Annotated in this window: 26 protein-coding genes and 2 tRNA genes; 15 read left to right on the top strand and 13 right to left on the bottom strand. The window is 41.0% G+C overall.

All coding sequences use genetic code 11. The annotated features are described in order from the left end of the window. Window position 1: 1 nt before the first annotated feature. The 3 genes from NMM26_RS09310 to NMM26_RS09300 all read left to right on the top strand — a co-directional run bounded on the left by NMM26_RS09310 (window position 2) and on the right by NMM26_RS09300 (window position 3167). Window positions 2-697, top strand: a complete 696-nt coding sequence (locus NMM26_RS09310; RefSeq protein ID WP_000054197.1) for an ABC transporter ATP-binding protein — start codon at window positions 2-4, stop codon at window positions 695-697. A 15-nt stretch (window positions 698-712) separates the two neighbouring features. Next, window positions 713-1480 (top strand): hypothetical protein, encoded by a 768-nt coding sequence (locus NMM26_RS09305; RefSeq protein WP_000498767.1) that lies wholly within the window; start codon window positions 713-715, stop codon window positions 1478-1480. Window positions 1481-1619: 139 nt separating this feature from the next. Then, window positions 1620-3167 (top strand): ABC transporter ATP-binding protein, encoded by a 1548-nt coding sequence (locus tag NMM26_RS09300; RefSeq protein WP_000919330.1) that lies wholly within the window; start codon window positions 1620-1622, stop codon window positions 3165-3167. Window positions 3168-3218: 51 nt separating this feature from the next. On the opposite strand, the gene NMM26_RS09295 is transcribed toward NMM26_RS09300, so the two are convergent. Further along, window positions 3219-3914, bottom strand: a complete 696-nt coding sequence (locus NMM26_RS09295) for an LrgB family protein (RefSeq protein WP_001288946.1) — start codon at window positions 3912-3914, stop codon at window positions 3219-3221. Beyond that, the gene (locus NMM26_RS09290) at window positions 3911-4285 is read right to left on the bottom strand and encodes a CidA/LrgA family protein (protein WP_000781325.1); all 375 of its coding nucleotides are present in this window, start codon (window positions 4283-4285) and stop codon (window positions 3911-3913) included. The genes NMM26_RS09295 and NMM26_RS09290 overlap by 4 nt, the downstream gene beginning before the upstream one ends. A 283-nt stretch (window positions 4286-4568) precedes the next feature. Between NMM26_RS09290 and NMM26_RS09285 the strand changes: the two genes are divergently transcribed. The 7 genes from NMM26_RS09285 to queF all read left to right on the top strand — a co-directional run bounded on the left by NMM26_RS09285 (window position 4569) and on the right by queF (window position 8117). Continuing rightward, window positions 4569-4949, top strand: coding sequence for a MarR family winged helix-turn-helix transcriptional regulator (locus NMM26_RS09285; protein ID WP_020901663.1), 381 nt, complete (start codon window positions 4569-4571; stop codon window positions 4947-4949). A gap of 100 nt (window positions 4950-5049) precedes the next feature. Next, a complete protein-coding gene (locus NMM26_RS09280) occupies window positions 5050-5271 on the top strand; it encodes a DUF4649 family protein (RefSeq protein WP_000570256.1) in 222 nt (73 codons plus the stop codon). Between the two features lie 14 nt (window positions 5272-5285). After that, complete coding sequence (trxA, locus tag NMM26_RS09275) at window positions 5286-5600, top strand: thioredoxin (RefSeq protein ID WP_001029581.1); 315 nt, start codon at window positions 5286-5288, stop codon at window positions 5598-5600. A gap of 201 nt (window positions 5601-5801) precedes the next feature. Further along, complete coding sequence (gene queC, locus NMM26_RS09270) at window positions 5802-6455, top strand: 7-cyano-7-deazaguanine synthase QueC (RefSeq protein WP_049550632.1); 654 nt, start codon at window positions 5802-5804, stop codon at window positions 6453-6455. After that, the gene (gene queD / locus NMM26_RS09265) at window positions 6455-6898 is read left to right on the top strand and encodes a 6-carboxytetrahydropterin synthase QueD (protein ID WP_000464573.1); all 444 of its coding nucleotides are present in this window, start codon (window positions 6455-6457) and stop codon (window positions 6896-6898) included. The genes queC and queD overlap by 1 nt, the downstream gene beginning before the upstream one ends. Continuing rightward, the gene (gene queE / locus NMM26_RS09260) at window positions 6891-7607 is read left to right on the top strand and encodes a 7-carboxy-7-deazaguanine synthase QueE (RefSeq protein WP_049550633.1); all 717 of its coding nucleotides are present in this window, start codon (window positions 6891-6893) and stop codon (window positions 7605-7607) included. Before queD ends, queE begins: the two co-directional genes overlap by 8 nt. A gap of 18 nt (window positions 7608-7625) precedes the next feature. Then, window positions 7626-8117 carry a preQ(1) synthase gene (gene queF / locus NMM26_RS09255; RefSeq protein WP_049550634.1) on the top strand — a complete coding sequence of 164 codons (492 nt, stop codon included), beginning with the start codon at window positions 7626-7628 and terminating at the stop codon, window positions 8115-8117. A gap of 208 nt (window positions 8118-8325) precedes the next feature. Here the strand turns inward: queF and NMM26_RS09250 are convergent, their stop codons facing one another. Then, a complete protein-coding gene (locus NMM26_RS09250) occupies window positions 8326-8994 on the bottom strand; it encodes an MIP/aquaporin family protein (RefSeq protein WP_049551484.1) in 669 nt (222 codons plus the stop codon). A 147-nt stretch (window positions 8995-9141) separates the two neighbouring features. Further along, window positions 9142-9489, bottom strand: coding sequence for a helix-turn-helix domain-containing protein (locus NMM26_RS09245; protein ID WP_042900485.1), 348 nt, complete (start codon window positions 9487-9489; stop codon window positions 9142-9144). A gap of 151 nt (window positions 9490-9640) precedes the next feature. Between NMM26_RS09245 and NMM26_RS09240 the strand changes: the two genes are divergently transcribed. After that, entirely contained in the window at window positions 9641-10030 is a 390-nt protein-coding gene (locus NMM26_RS09240; protein WP_084927208.1) for a nuclear transport factor 2 family protein, read from the top strand. A 168-nt stretch (window positions 10031-10198) separates the two neighbouring features. Here the strand turns inward: NMM26_RS09240 and pepF are convergent, their stop codons facing one another. From pepF to NMM26_RS09210, 6 genes are read right to left on the bottom strand one after another with little or no spacing between them, the layout of a single operon-like run. Continuing rightward, window positions 10199-11995 carry an oligoendopeptidase F gene (gene pepF, locus NMM26_RS09235; protein WP_254754310.1) on the bottom strand — a complete coding sequence of 599 codons (1797 nt, stop codon included), beginning with the start codon at window positions 11993-11995 and terminating at the stop codon, window positions 10199-10201. Between the two features lie 10 nt (window positions 11996-12005). Next, window positions 12006-12749: a 16S rRNA (uracil(1498)-N(3))-methyltransferase gene (locus NMM26_RS09230; protein WP_254754309.1), complete on the bottom strand. Its 744-nt coding sequence runs from the start codon at window positions 12747-12749 to the stop codon at window positions 12006-12008. A gap of 1 nt (window position 12750) precedes the next feature. Further along, the gene (prmA, locus tag NMM26_RS09225; protein ID WP_025171391.1) at window positions 12751-13701 is read right to left on the bottom strand and encodes a 50S ribosomal protein L11 methyltransferase; all 951 of its coding nucleotides are present in this window, start codon (window positions 13699-13701) and stop codon (window positions 12751-12753) included. Between the two features lie 15 nt (window positions 13702-13716). Beyond that, a complete protein-coding gene (locus NMM26_RS09220; protein ID WP_254754308.1) occupies window positions 13717-14613 on the bottom strand; it encodes a GIY-YIG nuclease family protein in 897 nt (298 codons plus the stop codon). Continuing rightward, the gene (locus tag NMM26_RS09215; protein ID WP_254754307.1) at window positions 14614-15042 is read right to left on the bottom strand and encodes an NUDIX hydrolase; all 429 of its coding nucleotides are present in this window, start codon (window positions 15040-15042) and stop codon (window positions 14614-14616) included. Window positions 15043-15051: 9 nt separating this feature from the next. Continuing rightward, window positions 15052-15522 carry a DUF3013 family protein gene (locus NMM26_RS09210; protein ID WP_084927215.1) on the bottom strand — a complete coding sequence of 157 codons (471 nt, stop codon included), beginning with the start codon at window positions 15520-15522 and terminating at the stop codon, window positions 15052-15054. A 115-nt stretch (window positions 15523-15637) separates the two neighbouring features. Here NMM26_RS09210 and NMM26_RS09205 point away from each other — a divergent pair, with 115 nt between their 5' ends. The 4 genes from NMM26_RS09205 to NMM26_RS09190 all read left to right on the top strand — a co-directional run bounded on the left by NMM26_RS09205 (window position 15638) and on the right by NMM26_RS09190 (window position 18243). After that, window positions 15638-16909 (top strand): replication-associated recombination protein A, encoded by a 1272-nt coding sequence (locus NMM26_RS09205; protein WP_153193067.1) that lies wholly within the window; start codon window positions 15638-15640, stop codon window positions 16907-16909. Window positions 16910-17173: 264 nt separating this feature from the next. After that, window positions 17174-17246 (top strand) — tRNA-Lys (locus NMM26_RS09200). Window positions 17247-17592: 346 nt separating this feature from the next. Continuing rightward, a complete protein-coding gene (locus tag NMM26_RS09195) occupies window positions 17593-18108 on the top strand; it encodes a DUF308 domain-containing protein (protein WP_153193055.1) in 516 nt (171 codons plus the stop codon). 62 nt (window positions 18109-18170) lie between these two features. Beyond that, window positions 18171-18243, top strand: a tRNA-Lys gene (locus NMM26_RS09190). 140 nt (window positions 18244-18383) lie between these two features. Here NMM26_RS09190 and NMM26_RS09185 read toward each other — a convergent pair. The 3 genes from NMM26_RS09185 to NMM26_RS09175 all read right to left on the bottom strand — a co-directional run. Beyond that, window positions 18384-19472, bottom strand: a complete 1089-nt coding sequence (locus NMM26_RS09185) for an AI-2E family transporter (RefSeq protein ID WP_004256071.1) — start codon at window positions 19470-19472, stop codon at window positions 18384-18386. Window positions 19473-19481: 9 nt separating this feature from the next. Further along, entirely contained in the window at window positions 19482-20771 is a 1290-nt protein-coding gene (locus tag NMM26_RS09180) for a DUF308 domain-containing protein (protein WP_254754306.1), read from the bottom strand. Window positions 20772-21287: 516 nt separating this feature from the next. Further along, on the bottom strand, window positions 21288-21496 hold a 209-nt coding region (locus NMM26_RS09175; RefSeq protein ID WP_254754305.1), incomplete at its 5' end, for a hypothetical protein.

Genomic DNA, 21496 nt, shown 5'->3' with positions numbered 1-21496 from the left:
TATGTCATTACTAGCATTTGAAAATGTATCCAAATCTTATGGAGCAACCCCAGCCCTTGAAAATGTTTCTCTTGACATCCCAGCTGGAAAAATTGTCGGTCTCCTCGGCCCAAACGGCTCAGGAAAAACAACCTTGATTAAACTCATCAATGGCCTCTTACAACCAGATCAAGGACGTGTCCTTATCAACGATATGGACCCAAGCCCAGCAACCAAGGCTATCGTAGCTTATTTGCCAGATACGACCTATCTCAATGAGCAAATGAAGGTCAAAGAAGCCCTAACCTACTTCAAGACCTTCTATAAAGATTTCAATCTTGAACGTGCCCATCATCTTCTTGCTGACCTCGGTATTGATGAAAATAGTCGTCTCAAGAAACTATCAAAAGGAAACAAGGAAAAGGTCCAACTGATTTTGGTTATGAGCCGTGATGCTCGTCTCTATGTTTTGGATGAACCCATTGGTGGGGTGGATCCAGCAGCCCGTGAGTATATCCTCAATACCATTATCAACAACTACTCCCCAACTTCTACCGTTTTGATTTCTACCCACTTAATTTCTGATATCGAGCCAATCTTAGATGAAATTGTCTTCCTCAAAGATGGAAAAGTCGTCCGTCAAGGAAATGTAGATGATATTCGCTATGAGTCTGGTGAATCCATTGACCAACTCTTCCGTCAGGAATTTAAGGCCTAAGCAAAGGAGATTATTATGTTTTGGAATTTAGTTCGCTACGAATTTAAAAATGTTAACAAGTGGTATTTAGCCCTTTACGCTGCCGTGCTAGTTCTTTCCGTTCCCATAGGAATGCAAGGACACTATTATAATTATGTATCTTTCAAAGATAGCCAACCTGTCTTACTTTTCTTTCTGGCTCTCGTCTTTGGTGGATTGATGATTACACTTGGGATTTCAACCATTTTCTTGATTATTAAACGATTCAAAGGTAGTGTCTATGACCGACAAGGCTATCTGACCTTGACCTTGCCAGTTTCTGAACACCATATCATCACAGCCAAATTAGTTGGAGCCTTCATTTGGTCTATCCTTAGCTCCACTGTACTAGCTCTAAGCGCTTTTATTATTGTTACCATAACGGTTCCAGAATGGATATCAAATTCTGAGTTGATTCCACTTGTAGGAACATTCCTTCCTCAACTCTCTCTTATGGGGGTATCCTTCCTACTAAATACCATCTCAGGAATCCTCTGCATCTACTTGGCTATTTCCATCGGACAACTGTTCAATGAATACCGTACCGCACTAGCCATTGTAGCTTATATCGGTATCCAAATCGTCATTGGATTTGTAGAAGTCTTCTTCAATACCAGTACGAACTTCTATGTCAATTCACTTGCAGGATTTAATGATAATTTCTATATGGGAGCAAGTACGAGTATTATTGAAGAACTCATATTCATAGCTATATTTTACCTCGGAACCTACTACATCTTGAGAAACAAGGTTAATTTGCAATAGTTTTAAAGTCTAGCGACAATAACTCGCTAGACTTTTTTCGTTCTCAGGACTTACATTTTTAATATGAAGTATTTAATAAAAAGGAGTATAATAACTTTAAAATTGATTACATGTATATCGATAAGGAGGGCAACTCTTTATGCTGAAAAGATTTGTTACTAAGAAGCACCTCATACTTTACTTCTTTTCTATTGCCATTACTTGGCTGGAAGCAATTATCACACCAGCCCTTGTTCAAAATATTGTTGCTAGTTTTACCAATCAAGAACTAGGCCTTCTTTGGAAAGTTTTGATTTTAGGAATCCTTGGTAATCTCATCCTCTTACTGGGTTTGGCTGGGAAACGTTATTACTACGCTCGTTTGATTACTGACTTCAAATATGGAATCAAGAGTGCTATTTTCAAGCGATTTTTAAACAGTTATGAGATTGATGAAAAAGATATCTTGTCCGACCTAGAAAACGACGTCAAGCAACTAGAAGAAAACTATATTGAGCCAACGGTCATCATCATTTCTTCTCTGGGCTTTACCACTGTGTCCATTCTCTATGCCCTATGGACCAATTTTTACCTGGGCTTGATTTTCATCCTCTTCTACTCCTTTCCTGTCCTCTGCAGTGCTGTCGGATCAAAGCGTTTGGATTCACTTTCTGAAAAGCGGTCCACTGTTAACCAGAGCTACTTAGCAAGCTTGACAAATTTTATTGGTGGTAGCCAACAAATTCGCCATTATCAGGGGCAAGACTACTTTTTTGCTCGCTATCAAAAGCAATTACAAACCAGTCTAGATACCGAAATTAACTATGAAAAACAACGAACTTTAAACAGTCTCTTGATCAATAGCATCGATGCCTTTTGTTCTGTCACACCAATCGTCATCGGTGGCTTTATGACCTACTATAATTATTTAGATGCGGCGAGTTTTGTGGCCATCTATCTAGTTTCCCATAATATCGGCTATCAATTCCAAGAGTTGGCTTACTTTACCAACACCCGAAAAGCGAATCGAACTCTTCTCAATAAATACCAAAAACTTTTGAACCAGTCTGATCCCATCTTGCCTAGAATCATAGAAAACATTTTCCCTATCCAACTTAACAGCATCTCCCTAGAAAAAGATGGAAATAACCTCCTGTCTCCGATTTCCATGCACATCAAGCAAGGAGAAAAAATTGCCATTATCGGGGAAAGTGGCTCTGGTAAGACAACCCTGCTCAATATCATTCATGGAGAAGAGACACCAACAAGTGGACAGATTAGCTTTGCTGGTCAAAACCTGTCACGTCAAGAAATCACAAGCTTTAGTTCCTATATCCTCCAAGATAGCCATTACTTTGACACGCTCTCTCTGGACGACAATATCCTTCTAGGACTGGATAAAAATCCAGATACTTTAAATCATATCCTCAAAAAAACAGGATTAGAACATTTGAAAAATCGAACGCTCAGCAATGATAGTCTGTCTGGTGGCGAGAAACAACGCCTTGAAATAGCTCGTGCCCTCTACCATGATAGCCAACTCATCTTAGCAGATGAAATCAAGGCCAATCTTGACTTGGAAAATAGCAGAAAAATTAGCGACTTGCTCTTCTCCCTACCTCAAACAGTTATTGAAGTCATTCACCACTATACAGAAGAAGACTTAAAACACTATGACCAAGTCATTCACTTACGAAAAGGAAAGTAATATTCTATAAAATACGATTTTAAAAAGCAAGGAACCAAAATTCCTTGCTTTTTAACTCAATATCAAGCTGGCTACAATAGGGCTGACAAAGACATAGAGAATACCGGTAACACCGATAGCCAAACCACCCATAGCTCCTGCTACAGAACCGTATCGAAAGGCTGTTCCCGTTCCGACAGCATGACCTGTTCCTCCAAGGGAAAGACCAACAGCTACTGGGTCATCAATTTTCAACCACTTCAAGAGGGTTGGGCCGATGACACTGGTTAAAATCCCAGTCGCCACTACAACCACCAAGGTCACGGTCGTCAGACCTTGCAATTTTTCTGTAATTCCCACTGCCATGGCGGTTGTCACTGACTTCGGAAAGAGAGAAATGGCTAGGAAAAAGTCCATTCCAAAAATCTTAGCTACAAGGGCTGTGAAAGAGGTATTGACAACTACTGCTAACAGACTACCAAAGAGAATACTCCGTGCATGGTGCTTCATCAAGTGAAAACTCTTATAAAGCGGAATCCCCAGAGCCACGGTCGATGGAACAATCAAGTTGTTCAGATAAACACCACCTTGGTAGTAATCCTGGTAAGAAATACCCGTCGCCTTTAGAAAGATAATAATGAAAACAGCTGACAAAAGCAAGGGCGTTGTCAAAGGATGGGGAAAACGTCTGTAAATCAACATTCCCACTAGATAAGCTAGGATAGACAAGGCAAGCCCAAATAGGGGATTGGAAACAAATTCACTCATTTGGCATCTCCTTTCTCATAATCTCCCTCAAACCGTCTCTTGATGAACTGAACTACCAAGGCTATGAGGATAATATTGATAACTGCTGCAAAAAAGACAATCAAGACGATGGGCAAAAGATAAGGAGCAATCACATCAAACTTTTCCATGATTCCCACTGCTGGTGGCAAAAAGAGAATGGTCATATTAGCCAGCAAGAAATTCCCCACCATATTGACATGCCTAGTTCTCAGCCACTTGAATTGTAGGGCTAGAAAGAGAATAATCAAACCGATAATACTGCCTGGAATAGGCAAATGAAAGAAACTGGAGATTCCCTCACCGATTAGAGAAATCACAAAGAGAATCATTAATTGAACATATAATTTCATCCTAAACTCCACGAAATAGACTTCTTGCATACCAGTTTACTCTTTTTTCAGAAAATTTCAAGGAAATGCACAAGAGTTGATGAAAGTTTGAGAAGAAAGGGGATACAAACAATTCTTGACTTGGGAAAACAGGCATGATTTAGGATAAAAGATGCCAGCGTCCTTCTTGCCAGCTTTCTTGAAAAGTAGTATAATCATTGCATGCGCAATCATCTTGTGATGCAGAGACTGTCCGAGAATGGACATTCTTCTATGCTATAACTCTAAAAAGAAAGGAGATACTATGACCTATTTGGAAAAATGGTTTGACTTCAATCGGCGTCAGAAAGAAATTGAAAGCCTCTTGGAAGAGACTATTGCCCAGCAGAGCGAGCAAAGTCTGACCTTGAAAGAGTTCTACCTGCTCTACTATCTGGACTTGGCCCAAGAAAAATCTCTACGCCAGATTGACCTGCCAGATAAGCTTCATCTGAGCCCGAGCGCTGTTTCTCGGATGGTGGCTCGCTTGGAAGCCAAAAATTGCGGTCTACTTAGTCGCAGGTGTTGTGATCAAGATCGACGCTCTAGTTTTATCTGCCTGACAGGTGATGGGCAAAAGACACTGGCCTCTCTACAAAAGGCTGTCGAAGAAAGCTTGGAAACTGGTTTGGATTTCTTGGTTTAAGATGATTTTAGAAAAAAAGTTGCGTGCGCAATCATTTTTCTTGACATTCTCTTTTACAAGGAGTAAAATAAAATCATCATTAAACAAAGGAGTTTTAAATATGATTGAAATTACCTATCTAGATGCCAGCAAGAACGAAAGAACTGTAACTTTCGAATCTTATGAAGATTTTGATCGTTCACAACAAGCTTGCCTTATCGGCGTCGCAGACTACTACCCTGTCCAAAAATTAACTTACAACGGTCATGATTTGGACTACCATGGGACTTATGGAGATGTCTTCTTCTATCTCATGAAACAAGATTTAAGCCAATATAACTAAAAAGGAGAAATACAATGGCAAAAGCAATTACAGATGCAACATTCGAACAAGAAACAAAAGACGGTTTGGTCTTGGTAGACTTCTGGGCAACTTGGTGTGGTCCATGTCGTATGCAAGGTCCAATCTTGGATAAATTGTCTGAAGAACTTTCAGAGGATGTCTTGAAAATCGTTAAAATGGACGTTGATGAAAACCCAAACACAGCTCGTGCTTTTGGAATCATGTCTATCCCAACTCTTCTCTTCAAAAAAGACGGCCAAGTTGTCAAACAAGTTGCTGGTGTTCACACAGCAGAACAAATCAAGGCCATCGTTGCTGAATTGAGCTAATCACATTAGAGACCAATTACTTTCTTTGGTCTCTTTTTTCTTGCCCTTTGCCATTTTTCAAAAAATATGCTAAACTGTAGGTAGAATATTACGATGTTTGGGACATGCCATCGCTAAAAAAAACCTCTACTTGGTATTTTTTAGCTCCCTCAAGGGAGCTTTTTGCGTGCTCTGAACATTTCCCATTTTGGAAGGAGTACTATGAAACATCAATCAGCCTTGGTCGTCTTTAGCGGCGGTCAAGATTCTACAACCTGCCTCTTTTGGGCTAAAGAACACTATGAAACGGTCGAAGCCGTTACCTTTGCCTACGGTCAACGCCATCATCTCGAAATTCAAGTTGCTAGAGAAATCGCTAAGGAACAGGGGATTCGTCATCATATCCTAGATATGTCTCTGCTGGGGCAAATCACTGAAAATGCCCTGACCTCTGATTTGGAAATTGAGCAAAAAGAGGGAGAGGTTCCCAATACCTTTGTTGACGGTCGCAACCACCTCTTTCTATCCTTTGCGGCTGTTCTTGCTAAGCAACGGGGCATTAAAGATATCGTGACAGGTGTCTGCGAGACAGACTTCTCAGGCTACCCCGATTGTCGAGATGTCTTTGTCAAATCCCTTAATGTTACCCTCAACCTTGCCATGGATTACGACTTTGTTATCCAAACACCTCTCATGTGGCTAGACAAGGCTGAAACATGGGAATTAGCCGACCAACTCGGTGCCTTTGACTATGTTCGTAAAAAAACTGTAACCTGCTACAACGGAATTATCGGAAGTGGCTGTGGAAATTGTCCAGCCTGCCATCTACGTCAACATGGGTTAGATGTTTATCTCTCACAGAAAGGAGAGGCCTAATGTTTTTTGCACCCAAAGAAATCAAACAGGAAACCGGGGAGTCTCTTGTCTACAATCCTCACAGAACCTTGGTATCAAAAGAATTTACCTTTGACGCTGCCCACCACCTCTTTCACTATGAGGGAAAATGCAAATCCCTGCATGGTCACACCTATCATTTGCAGATTGCTGTCAGTGGATTTTTAGATGAACGTGGCATGACCTACGATTTCGGAGATATCAAAGCTATCTACAAGAACTACTTAGAGCCCCACTTAGATCATCGCTATCTCAATGAAACCCTGCCCTATATGAATACAACCGCTGAAAATATGGTTTACTGGATTTTCCAAACCATGAATCAAGAGTTACCAGATGAACGAGGTCTTCGTTTAGAATACGTTCGCCTCTATGAAACTCCTACTGCCTTTGCAGAGTTTAGACGGGAGTGGTTAGATGACTAGGGAACGTGTCCTCAAACTACCAGTTTTGGAAATTTTTGGTCCTACCTTTCAAGGTGAAGGCCGTGCTATTGGGCAGAAAACCATGTTTGTCCGCACTGCTGGTTGCGACTACCACTGCGACTGGTGCGACTCTGCCTTTACTTGGGATGGTTCTGAAAAGCCAACTCGTATGACAGCTGACGAAGTCATTGCTGCCTTGGATAAATTAGGGAGCTACGACTACGTCACCCTATCTGGGGGAAATCCTGCTATCCTAGCAGCCAACATGGCTGAGCTAGTAACCAAGCTCAAGGAACGTGGTGTCACTCTGGCTGTTGAGACCCAAGGCTCCCGCTGGCAAAATTGGTTAAAAGACATCGACCAGGTCACTCTAAGTCCCAAACCTCCTTCATCCAAGATGGAAGTCAACTTTGAGACCCTGGACTTTATCGTTTCCCAACTTGATCCAGACAAGGTCACCTTTAAAATCCCTGTCTTTGATGATGCGGATTTGGCCTTTGCTAAAGTCATTCAAGAGCGCTACCAACCAGATGTTCTCTTCTTATCAGCTGGAAATCCTGAGCCAAAAGCTACAGGTAATATTGTCCAAGACCAACTGGACCGCCTCAAAGAACTCTGGGAACGTGTCGCTACTGACGATAGCTGGGGCAATGTCCGCGTCCTTCCTCAACTACATACCCTCCTCTACGACAACCAACGCGGTGTTTAAGATTAGAAAGAAAAAATCATGTCACAACAAGAAGAATTGAAAAACCTAAGCCTACTAGGCAACAAAGAAACCAACTACATTTTCGAATATCAACCAGAGGTCCTCGAATCCTTTGACAATCGTCATGTGGAAAATGACTATTTCATCAAATTCAACTGCCCTGAATTCACCTCACTTTGTCCGATCACTGCTCAGCCAGACTTTGCGACCATTTATATTTCCTACATCCCTGACAAGCTCTGTGTCGAGTCAAAATCCCTCAAACTCTACCTCTTTAGCTACCGAAACCACGGAGATTTCCACGAAAACTGTATCAACACCATCGGGAAAGACTTGGTCAACTTGCTAGACCCTCGCTATTTAGAAGTCTGGGGAAAATTCACTCCGCGCGGTGGCATCTCAATTGACCCCTACTACAACTACGGTAAGCCTGGAACTAAGTATGATGGCTTGGCAGAACAACGCCTCTTCCAACACGACCTTTATCCAGAGAAAATTGACAACCGTTAAACTCATACTCAATGAAAATCAAAGAGCAAACTAGGAAGCTAGCCGCAGGTTGCTCAAAACATGGTTTTGAGGTTACAGATAAAACTGACGAAGTCAGTCACATATATAATCCAAGGTGAAGCTGACGTGGTTTGAAAAGATTTTCGAAAAGTATAATACGAAAAAGCCCTGTTCCTCAAGATGAGGAGCAAGGCTTTTTGAGTTTCAATTATTCTTCTGTTCCAAGGAAGTTTCTTGCAACAAGGGCTGCAAGAACTCCACCAACGATTGGGGCAAGGATAAAAATCCAAACTTGTTGAAGGGCTACGCCACCTACCAAGACAGCTGGTGCCAAGCTACGAGCTGGGTTTACTGACAGTCCAGTGATGTTCAATCCCACAAGAATCATTGCCATCAAGGACAAACCGATTACCAAACCAGCAATCGCGCCATTGCCCTTGCTTTCTGATGTCACGGTCATGATAACCAAGACAAACAAGAAAGTTGCAATAACTTCAAACAAGAAACCACCAAAGACAGTGACACCGTTTGCCAAGGCATTTTCACCAAGACTAGCAGTTGACATCCCTGAGTTAGCCAAGAGGAAGAAGACAGAAGCAGATGCTAAGAAGGCTCCAACTACTTGTCCAAGGATGTAGTTTACAAGCTCTGAAGATGACAAACGTTTGTTAACAAACATAGCAATAGAAACAGCTGGATTCAAATGAGCACCTGAAACAGTTCCGATTGAGTAAGCTGCAACTACGATTGCCAAACCAAAGGCAAAGGCAATCCCTAGGTGACCAAGGCCATCAAGACCATTTCCAAAAACAACAGCTCCTGTTCCGATGAACACAAGCATGAACGTACCGATTAATTCAGCGACAAATTTTTTCATTTTCTTTCTCCTTTTTTCAAAAACTAGATACTAGTCTATCAAAAGAGGGAAAGGGTTTCAAGAAAATTGTTTGGAAAAATACTGGTTTGCCTCACTATCTTTTAATTAAGGAATTAAACAGAAAATACATTTCCTCTATAGGACTTATCAGTTGCTTATCTCACTAGCATTTAGCAACTTGATATAATCTAGACCCCATTTCTCGACAGCATCTAAAACAACTCTGAATTCCTGCCCCATTTCAGTTAAGCTGTACTCAACTCGTGGTGGAACTTCGGCATAGACCTTTCGTTGAACAATCTTATCCTTTTCTAATTGACGGAGATGACGGGTCAAAATAGTTTGAGTAATCCCAGGCAATAATCTCTGCAATTCTTTAAATCGTTTGGTACCCGTACTCAACTGATAAATAATTACCAGTGCCCATTTCCCCGTTAAAACCCTCTGCGTTGTCGCAAATGGACAAATACCATACTCACTCACTTTATTTGTCATAAAATATCTTCTTTCTATTTTTTAAAAAAATTTTATCTTTTAGTATCAATAATAGTACCACTTTTGATACTAGCTATCAAAAAAGTGTCTACTTGTTTTTTTTGTTTGTAACTGTTACAATTATATCATAAAAAAGAAATGGAGAATAGATATGTCAACAAACTTAGAAATTTTCAACGCTTATAACCAAGCTTTAATTGCTGGTGACTTTCCTGGTGTCTTTGAAACGATGGCAGACGATATTATCTGGCATCAACCTGGTACTCATAGTATATCTGGTACAGTTGTTGGTAAGGACAAGCTAGGAGCTCACCTTGCTACATTTGCTGAGAAAACTAATGGAACCTTTAAGGTGGTAACAAATTGGGTTTCTGACAATAAGGATTTAATCGCAGCTAATGTTACTTTTCTTGGAACACGTGCTGATGGTACTGAACTCAATATGAACGGGATTGACCTCTTCCGTATTGAAGACGGAAAAATCAAAGAAGTTTGGCTCTTCTCTTCAGATCAAGCTGAAGAAGATAGCTTTTGGGGATAATTAAAGAGGACAGAACAAAAAATTTTGATTTTAGGAATTCTTTATTATAAATTTTTAAAATCGATAGATTAGAAAAAAAGCGAACAAGACAGAATTCTGAGTATCAGATAACTCGTTTTGTTCGCTTTTTTTATTTAAGGTTAGACTTTTGTCCCAGACTCTTTTAATTTACTCTCCCAACTGGGCGCTGTAGGAGATAATCTGGTCAACTGTATCTGATAAGAACTGGATGGTATCACGGAGTGGTTTATCTGTTGAAATATCAGCACCGATAATCATGGCTGACTCAAGTGGTGTCTTGCTACCACCTGATTTAAGGAGATTGAGCCAGTCTTCAGCTCCAGTTTCTGAATGTTTCAGATGAAGGTAACCTGCAGTCGAAATGACTAGTCCTGCTGAGTAAGTGTAACTATACAAGCCCATATAGTAGTGAGCTTGGCGCATCCAAGTCAGAGCTGCATCATCATCAATCTCAATGGCATCTCCCCAGAAATCCGTCAAGACTTCCTTCATAATGCTGTTGAGTTTGCTTGCTCCGAAAGTTTCTCCTTCTTCAATCAATGTGTAAACCTTACGCTGGAAGGCTGCTTCCAAAAGGTGAGTGATAAAGTTATGGAAATAGGTGTCTGTCAAGCGGTGAGCAAGGGCAAAGCGTTTTTGACGTGGGTCGTCAGATTGGTTCTCCAAGTAATCACTGAGTAGCAATTCATTGAAAGTTGACGGTGCTTCAACATAGTAGGTCGACATGTGGGCGTTGAAGTAGCTCTGGTGATTATCTGAAAAGATGAATTGACCAGAATGCCCGATTTCATGAATCAAGGTATAAACATCGCTCAAACGACCAGTCCAGCTCATGAGAACATAAGGATGCACACGATATGGGTCCGCCGCATAACCGCCAGAATCCTTGCCACTGTTAGCAGCAAAGTCCACCCAGCGCTCTTCTTGATAACGAGCAACTTCCTGACAATATTCTTGTCCCAAAGGTTCTACGGACTTCATGACCAAATCATAGGCGTCGTCAATAGTCACTTGAGGATTAAGGGCGCTGTCCAAGTCCAATTTCCAGTCTGCAAAGGTCATCTTTTCAAGACCATTAACCTTGGCAACATGCTTGAGGTATCTCTGAGCAACCGGCGCAAAATCCTTCATGATGAGGTCAATCTGGCGGTCAAACATAGCACGGTCCACTTCCTGCTCAGCTAGAAGATAATCAAAAACTGAATCGTAGCCCTTCATATCTGCCAAGAGTTTTTCAGACTTGACTTGGGCTAGATAGGCTGCTGCAGCCGTATTTTGGTGCTTACGAAGACCTTCTGAGAAGGAACGGAAAGATTTCTCACGAATCTCAGCATCCTCATGGTTTTGGTAGAAATTTTCATAGGTCACAAAGCTGTTTTTGTAGGTCTTGCCATGGGCTTCAAAGTCAGCCATTTCAAAGTCCCCAGCACGCATCTTAGTGTAAATATCCTGCGGACTGTAGAAAACTTCTCCTAAATTGGTCAAGGCCTTCTCCACATCTGCTCCAAGATAGTGGGCTTTTTTAATTTTAGCCTGACGAATAGCTGCCGTCAAATGAGGTAAGTCACCCAAACGATCCAAGACTTCCTCGTCTGCTGCCACTAGGGCATCGTCAAAGAAGGTCAAGGCTACGCTGGCATCTGTTTCAAATTCCATCCCAGCTTGGGCAATGTTGGCAAATTCGTCATTGCTATAATCTGTCGTCTGCGGCATAAAGCCATAGTTGCCAATATGGCTCATCTGAATGTAGATTTGTTCCAATTCCGCAAAGGCCTTTTCAAAATCCTCAAAAGTATGAAGATTACCCTTGTAGTCACGGCTAAACTGGTTGATGTCTTCGCGAGCTTTCTCGATTGCACGTAAGAAATCCTCACGGTCTTGGTATAGGGCTGTTAAATCCCAAAGTTCCTTCTCTGGAAATTCTGAACGGTGTTTTTGTTCCATTTTCTTCCTCTTATTTCTCTAATTCTAATAAAACACTAAGGGCTGATAAAGCGTAAAGCGGTGCTGTTTCTGCTCGCAAAATGCGAGGGCCAAGTCCTGCCAATACTGCTCCCTTAGCTTCAAAACTTTCGATTTCTGCAGGTGAGAGACCACCTTCTGGACCAAAGATAAAGAGCAATTTGTCTCCTTTCTCGAGTCCAGTAACTGCTTGTAAAAGCGCAGCGCTTTCTCCTTCTTTAGCTGATTCTTCATAGGCCACTACGATAGAGTCAAACTGGTCAAGTTGGGCTAGGAAGTCTGCTTTATTCTCGAAAAGCTGGATACTTGGAACAACATTACGCTTGCTTTGCTCTGCTGCTCCAAGGGCGATTTTTTCTAGTTTTTCAACCTTTTTACCCAATTTCTTGCCATCCCATTTGGCAACTGACCAATCTGCGGGGAAGGCCCAAATCTGGCTGGCACCCAGTTCGGTTACTTTTTGAGTGATAAACTCCAGCTTGTCCCCCTTGGGAAAGCCGGATGCAATGGTCACTTGGACTGGCAGTTCCACATTGTCATCTAGTTCTTCTACCAATTCAAACTGACGAGCTTCCACATCCAGCACACGCGCCAAGCGCTTGATACAATCATCAAAGACTAAGGTCACCTCATCGTCTTCTTTCAAGCGCATAACCTGAAACATATGCTTGCTGGTTTCCTTGTCCTCGATGGTGACAGGAGAGATGGCACTGCCTTTGACAAAATACTGTTGCATGCTAGCCTCCAATCACACCGGAAATATCCTTGGTTTTCTTAAAGACACAGGCATTCCATTCCCCTTGAACCATGTGAGTTTCTAGGAAAAATCCAGCTGACTCAGCCGACTCGCGCACCATATCCCACTTGTCCTTGATAATCCCACTCATGATCAGGTAGCCTTCGTCCTTAACCAAGCGATAAGCATCATCCGTCAGATGAACGAGGATATCCGCCAAGATATTAGCTACAATCACATCTGCCTCAATCTCAACTCCCTTAAGCAAGTCTCCTGCTGCTACATGGATGTTTTCCATACCAGGGTTGAGCTCAATATTTTCCTGAGCAACTCGAACTGCTACATCATCTAGGTCATAGGCAAAAATTTCCTTAGCACCAAGCAGCGAGCTGGCAATAGAAAGAACTCCTGAACCAGTCCCCACGTCCAGCACCGTTTCGCCACCACGAAGGACCTGCTCCAAAGCAAAAAGGCTCATCTTAGTTGTTGGATGGGTTCCCGTACCAAAAGCCATACCTGGATCCAGCTTGATAATCTTTTCTCCCGCAGTCGCCTCATAGTCTGTCCACGACGGCACGATAGTCAAATCATGAGTGATACGAGCTGGCTCATAGTATTTCTTCCAGTTGTCTGCCCAGTCTTCCTCAGCCAAGGCAGTCGTCCCCATTTTGACCTCTCCCAAGTCCATAAAATCAGTTAGTTCCGCGAGACGAGCCTGCAAATCTGACTCAACCGTTGCTACATCAACCGTATCAGGGTAATAGGCGGTCACTACGATTTCTTCTTGCTGCTCAACCTCTGGGAAAATCTCGCCGAAGCGGTCAACATTTCCCACATAGTCCATACTGTCTTCAATCGCAACACCTTGCGCTCCCAGCTCAATCAAGAGATTAGAGACCAGCTCCTCTCCCTCACGCTTAACTGTAACTTTTAACTCTTGCCATGTTTCCATTTTGTATTTTCCTTATCAATCTATTAATTCTTCCAATTCTTTTAAAGTTCTTCCATCCTGATTTTTCCAATCAGTTCGACCGTTCGTTTGCATACCCAGCAAAAAAGCCGCTGCATAAGAAGGGCTAGAAAAAAGCTGTTTTTCTTTTAACACTCCATCTTGAATGACCCGAGAAGCTATTAAATTCTGACGCATTTCTTTTAAACTTGCTGGAAGGTATGGAGAATCCTTTATTTCTACTTGACTTCCTTCTAAAACAACAAAACCTTCAGTTGTCCGTTCACAAGTTGCTTCTATTACTTTGTTAGATTTCTTAGTTTTACGCTTTAAATAAAGATAAGTTGAATGATTATCAGTCAAATCTTGACTAACTTTCTTTGTCATTGGAACAAAAACACGATAACCTAAAGTTCCAATAATCATTAGCGTATTTTCAACAATTTCATCCAGTTCAGATTCCTTTTCCTCAGTCACATTACCAGGATTTGGATCATTCCCATTTTTCACAATGTAGCGACCAGCTTCTTTAGCAAGTTGAGTAAATTTATTTTCCAAATAGCTAATTTCTGTTGGACCGAAAGAATTATTTTGAGTTGTTAGAATTATGACGTCATTAAAGTAATCTGCATGAATATCACGAGTATGCTCTTGAATTCGCAACAATACCCCTTCACCATTTTTCCGAGTTGTTGCCTGACCAATATAGGTCACATCTTTTTGCTTATCTTCATCTCGACCAAATAAGAAATAAATACCACTTTGTTTCATTTCATCACGAGACTTCAAATCTCCCAATTGAATACGAGGTATTTTGTAAATCACTCCCGTCCAATTTGACAAAGTACATTTGATTTTTCCAGTTACTTCACCATCCATGAGAAACATATTGATATTTTTGCTACGCTTCGCCATTTATCGAACTTCCTCCAAATAATCTCTCACTCTATTCTGCAACTGAGGTACAACTTGACTGGAACTAAGAAATTCCTCGACATTCATCAGCTGATATCCCTGTCCTTCATCTCCAAACACGATACTGTCAAACTGGTTCTGTGTCAACTGACCGACAAGAAATACAGATTGTTTATCCGCAAAAAGCATACTTGGATAAACCTTACTCCAAAGCAGACAATCCTCAGTCAGATGAATTCCCAGTTCCTCAAAAACTTCACGCGCCACGCACTCAAAAGGACTTTCATCCCCCTCGCGTCCCCCACCGGGAAGCTCCCACATATTGGGCCAGGGAATGCTTGCCTTATCATCGCGTAAGATAGTCAGAAGCTTATCCCCACAAAACAAAGCAATCTTACAGCCTGTGAAATCAGAAATCTCTATGTCCATGTCAAACTCCTAGTATCTCGGATAAGGATAAAATTCTCCCTCTTCCAATCCAACTTTTCCCTCTTCAAAGACTTCTTGGTTCCATTCCATGACAAATTCCTCTGCTTCTGGGTCTTCCAAAAAGTCCATAAGGGCATCTAGCCCAACCTCGGCAGTATCTTTAAGGAATAGTGCAAAATAGTTTAAAAATTCGCGAGAGAAACCTTTCTTTGGTAAGTAAGGAATAACCGTCAAATAGTCTTCCTCATTGACGGTTGACTTAGCAGGATTGTAAAAGAGTACCGCTTCCTCAAATAGGATATCGTCCGACGAAACCTCTCCGTCTTCATCCACCATCTCCACACCTGCAGCATTTTGCACTTCCAATAGAAAACTCACTTCAACCGCGTGGTTGCGCTTGTCCCAACTAATCTCAAAGTCAAAGGGAAAGTTCTTCTCCAACTCTTCCTCTAAAACATCTAAAAATCCATATGTTGCCATTTTGTCCTCTTTCTATGCGACTCTTAAATCGCCCCGATTGCTCGGAAATATGCTAAAATAGATACTACCATCTTACCACATATACATCAGAAAATCCACGCTAGAAAGGACTGCTATGCCAGACAATCTCGCGCTTCGCATGCGCCCTAAAACTATCGACCAGGTCATTGGTCAGGAACATCTGGTCGGGCCTGGAAAAATTATCCGCCGCATGGTGGAAGCCAACCGCCTGTCCTCCATGATTCTTTATGGACCTCCGGGAATCGGCAAGACCAGTATTGCCTCTGCCATCGCAGGGACGACCAAGTATGCCTTTCGAACTTTCAATGCGACAGTAGATAGTAAAAAAAGACTCCAAGAAATAGCTGAAGAGGCTAAATTCTCAGGTGGTCTTGTACTGCTACTAGACGAGATTCATCGTCTTGACAAGACTAAACAAGACTTCCTCTTGCCTCTCTTGGAAAGCGGACTGGTCATCATGATTGGGGCGACGACTGAAAATCCCTTCTTTTCTGTCACTCCAGCCATTCGTAGCCGTGTTCAGATTTTTGAGTTGGAACCCTTGTCTAACCAAGATGTCAAAGGAGCCATTCAAATAGCCCTGACTGACCCTGAACGAGGTTTTGATTTCCCTGTTGAGTTAGATAATGATGCCCTTGATTTTATCGCAACATCTACCAACGGAGACCTCCGTTCTGCCTTTAACTCACTTGATTTGGCAGTTCTCTCCACCCCAGAAAATGATGACGGCATCCGTCATATCACGCTTGACATCATGGAAAATAGTCTTCAGAGAAGCTACATCACTATGGACAAGGATGGAGATGGACATTACGATGTTCTATCTGCCCTTCAAAAGTCTATTCGCGGTTCAGATGTCGATGCCAGTCTCCACTATGCTGCCCGCTTGATTGAGGCTGGGGATCTGCCTAGTCTCGCTCGTCGTTTGACTGTTATCGCTTATGAAGATATCGGTTTGGCCAATCCTGAAGCCCAGATTCACACCGTGACTGCTCTGGATGCTGCACAAAGGATTGGTTTCCCAGAAGCCCGCATTCTCATTGCCAATGTCGTCATTGATTTGGCCCTTTCTCCAAAATCCAACTCAGCCTATGTAGCTATGGATAAGGCACTTGCTGACCTCAAAACATCAGGGCACTTGCCTATTCCGCGACACCTGCGTGATGGGCACTACAGTGGAAGCAAGGAACTGGGGAATGCCCAAGACTATCTCTATCCACACAACTATCCTGGAAATTGGGTCAAGCAAGACTATCTACCAGAAAAAATTCGTAATCATCACTATTTCCAAGCAGAAGATACTGGTAAATATGAACGGGCTTTGGCTCAAAGAAAGGAAGCTATCGACCGTTTGCGAAAAATCTGAAATCCTTTTCAAAAAATTGCATTTTCCTCTTGATTTTTTTTGAAAAAGTGGTATCATATAAACATAGAAACGCTGTGGTGTACGACTTCACACTTAAGTGTTGACCGACTATTTTTTGTATTATTAGGGAAACAAAAGTCTTCTAACAGCATGTAGGCCGTCTCACACGGAAACAGCTTCAGTTAGAGCGAGTTGCCCACCTGCTTAATTGCGCGGGTTCAATACAAACCGTGAAGTTTCGGCACCAATACAGCTTTTTTCTTTGCCTCCTTAGCTCAGCTGGCAGAGCAGCGGACTCTTAATCCGTGGGTCACAGGTTCGATCCCTGTAGGGGGCATCTAAATCAACAGGAAAAAGCCTTGAGTTCCAAGGCTTTTTTGCTTGTCTATAACTAATTTGCCTCATCATTTGCCCCACTTTTAAATCTATCTTTTCTTTTTGAATCAAATTACATCTTAACAAATAGTGTAAAGCCAGTTACTTTTGCTTTGATGCCATACAATATTTTCATGTAGAGAAGACAAATTTTATCTTCTCTTTTTATTTTCAAAATAATAAAAACTGATTTTCTTTTCATGAATCAGACCGAAACTTCCAAATTGTTTATTTATTTTATTGACATTTTCTATAACAAGAGGTAAAATAGTTTCACAATCAAAATATACTATATAAGGGGTATTGAAATGAAATTTTCCAATCGTTTACTGCTATTCCTTGCAGGAGTTGTTTTTGTCCTTTTAGGACTTTTCCTATTTACAAACCCAGTAGCTAATCTTGTTGCTTACAGCTGGTGGATTGCATTTGGTTTACTGGTTTCTTCTATAGCAGATATTTTAGGCTATTTCTCTGCACCAAAAGAGCTTCGCTCACCAGCTCATCTTTTCAAAGGGATTGTTAATCTTCTCTTAGCTCTTTACCTCGTTGCCTATGGCTTTGTGACGCTGCCAGTTGTCATTCCAACTATTTTAGGAATTTGGTTAATTGTAGAAGCCATTATAGTTTTCTTTAAAGGCAATCGTCTGGGATTGATTTTCCCTATTATTGGCAACCATATCATGTGGATAGCGTTGCTTGCATTTTTACTAGGTCTAGTGATTTTGTTCAATCCAGTAGCTACAAGTGTCTTTGTCGTTTATGTCGTTGCCTTTGCATTTTTAATTGTTGGTTTCACCTATATCCTTGATGCCTTTCGTAAATAATCTAGCTGCCATTTTGGGCATATTAAAATAGCTGGGAAGTTACATTCTCAGCTTTTTCTGTTGCCTCCTTAGCTCAGTTGGTAGAGCAGTAGACTCTTAAGCTATGGGGCGCAGGTTCGAGCCCTGCAGGGGGCACATCTAAATCAACAGAAATAAGCCTTGAAACCAAGGCTTTTTTTAACGTCTAATAGCTTTTTGTAGAAAAGTATTTAAAAATAAAAGAGAAGAGAATCTCTCACTCTCTTCTCAGTATATCTTATTAAATTTAGTTTTTCTTAATCTAGCTGATTTTCCTTTGCAACGACAAATTCCTTAACCAATCGATAGATAACAGCAAATATCGGTGTAAAGAATATCATCCCAAGTAAGCCAAAGAGATTGCCTCCAATACTAGCAGCCGCAAGCGTGAAAATAGCTGGCAAACCAATAGACTGACCTACAACTCTAGGATAAATAAGGTTTCCTTCAATCAGCTGTATAACTTGATATAGAAGAAGAGAAAGTAAGGCTTGAGTAGGACTCACTGTGAAGATAAAAATCGCTCCCACAACACAAGCAATCATAGGCCCTACATAAGGAATGAACGATAGCACTCCTGCAAAGATACCTGTCATTACTCCATAGGGTATCCCAAACACGCTGTAACCAACCGCTATCATAACTCCTATGATAACTGCTTCAATCAGCTGACTCATCAAAAATTGGTCATAAGTCTCTAGTGCTACTTGTCCAATGTAAGTCAACTTTATCACCACCTTCTCTGGAAGAAAAACTTTTAGAAGTCGACTCGTCATCGCTGCCAAATGTTCCTTACTGGATAAAAATAAAAAGGTGAAGACTATAATCAAAAAGGCATTCATCAAACTTGAAAAAATATTGCCGATATTACTAGTCAGACCTGATAAAAAACCTATCAAAGCTTGGCTAATAGAACTAGATTGTCCCTGTATGCCTGATACGATAGTTGACAACATGTCTTTGGTTACAAATTCCGAGCTGCCTAGCAATTTCCCAAGTTGAGTAAGGACTGTTGAAAGGACTGTTCCCAGCTGACTAATAGTCTGGGCTAGGGTTGGCAGCACCAAAACCAAAAGAGCAATCACGATTAAGATAAGAGCTAGGAAAACAAGTACCATGGCAATCGGACGACGCAACTCTGCCTTTACCTTCAATTTAACTAAGTACTGTTCAATTTTTTTCATAGGAACATTAAGCACAAAAGCAATAACAGCACCATAAATCAAGGTTGATATTACATCAAAGAGAGAGATTGCTCCTGATATAAAGCTCGATGCATTCAGAATTACAAGAGCAACCAGCCCTATAAAAAGTATTAACGGGGTGTATTTTTTTACTAAGTTCATAAATTCTCCTTAATAAACATGTTTAGATACGACTATACTATTTGGTTTTTCAAACTCTCGATTAAGGTAGGCTTGGTAAGTTCCTGGAGCGATAAATCCTTTGGGTGAGAGGATATCGGTGCCAGCCTGACCGACTATGGTATCAGCCAAGAGCACACAGTTTGTAGATAAGACAAAGTAGGATTTAAACTTAGATTTGATAAATTTATAAAGTTCCCCATCCGTCTCATGTCTGATTTTATAAGCGTAGGTGCAGTCTTCCTTACCATCACCTGTCATGATTTTATCCGCACTTGGCTCCCATGGAATCGTCAGTTGTTTCAATTCAGCCAACTTTTTCTGAACTGCTTTTTCCATTTCAGGCGTCAAATCTATCCCATAACCAAAAAGCGTTTTTTGACTCTCACGTTTACATAGGTCAATGTACTTGTCACGATCACAGAAATATAAGACACCATCTCCTACCATGCCAAATAAGGTCTCAGAAGACGGATCATAGTTGCCATAAGAAATAACACGGCCTTGATAGCAGATATCCACATGACCAATTGCCGAAAACAGAGAGGTCTCAGCTGTATGAACAAAAATTTCAAGCTCCGCTGTCTTACCAGACTTCACTATTCCAAGATGGATATCTTCTTCCTCATCAGCATTTTCCAGCATAAATTTGTTAACTTTTGCTAAAGTTCTTGCAGGGATGAGAGCGGCTAGGACAATAGGTAAGCTAATTCTAATACGACGTTTGAGATGGTTTTTCCCAATTTCCTCCTCAAACAAGAAACCATCACGGATATTGGACACACCATAAAGGAAAAAATAAGCCCCTAATACAAAGAGTTGAAAGACAGAATTTCCTGTAGAGGACAAAAGACTAGTCCCACCAAGAAAAACTAGTACGAGTCCATCTAGTAAGAGACGAAAACGAGGTCGAATTTTGTTTTTGCGGTAGAGAACATAGGTGACAAGGTTAATACTAGCATGAAAAATCTGATAAACTCCAATCACAAGAGCCAAAATATAAATCGGCACATCCGTCGCAAGATTGGAGCCAAGCAAATATCCCAGCACTAACAATTTAACCAGTGCAACTCCCAAGGTGTCCGTTGACTGACTTTTTTTGAAAATACGTAATACTAAATCTAAGACCGTTGCTATCCAAGCTAAAAACAGAACCAGTCGAATAACCTTTACTGGCAACCAAGTCCCCGTGACCATCAAGATGAGACCTAGCAGAACAAACAAGAACCCCTGAGCAAGTAATTTCTTACCTGTCAGACCTAAAGATAGAATTTTCGCCATATAAAAACCTTTCAACAATAAAAATTAAACACTCCGATTAAACTGACTAGTAAATAGCCAACACTACAAACAGCCTGTGCCAGCAACATATGGTGACTAGAAATGACTGTAGTAATGTCACCATCTTGTCTTATGCACTTCTAAAATTTGTTATATTGATTAGAAACCAGAGCTTATAAAAACTAGCTAAACTCGAGAGATAGACACAATTGCGACGAAAAAATGTATAACCAATTCAACTTGTTAAGGTAAGAAAGCATTATTTCCAATCTATTAATTATTCATCTATTACCTATTATGACACAATATTCCCTATAGTTCAACTTTTTACTTGTTTTTATATTACACGGACTAAAAAGTTTTCAACAGTTGATTGCATTTGTTTTAATAAGTTTTAACCTTTCTTGGTTAGATAAAAAAAGAACCATACAGTTTAGAATCTGTATGGTTTTTGCCCCACTTTTGTCCCATTTTTAAATCATGACATTGAAAATACCTAAAAGTACCTTCCGAAAATCACTTAAATTTCAACTTTTTAATTACTTTCAAGATGATATAGTCTCCCAAATCCATGGGGGCATCTACATACAACAGGAAAAGCCTTGGAATCAAGGCTTTTTTGTGTAGTCTTAGCACTAAAAAACGATAGAAAAAACACCCCTTCTGAACTGCACCCCAAAAGTTAGACAGAAAAAACCTAACTTTTGTGGCGCAGTTCATTCGCG

Source organism: Streptococcus sp. CF7_Ac1-8 (genome assembly GCF_024295435.1).
Classification (GTDB): Bacteria; Bacillota; Bacilli; order Lactobacillales; family Streptococcaceae; genus Streptococcus; species Streptococcus mitis_AP.
This window is presented reverse-complemented; position numbering and strand designations above follow the sequence as displayed.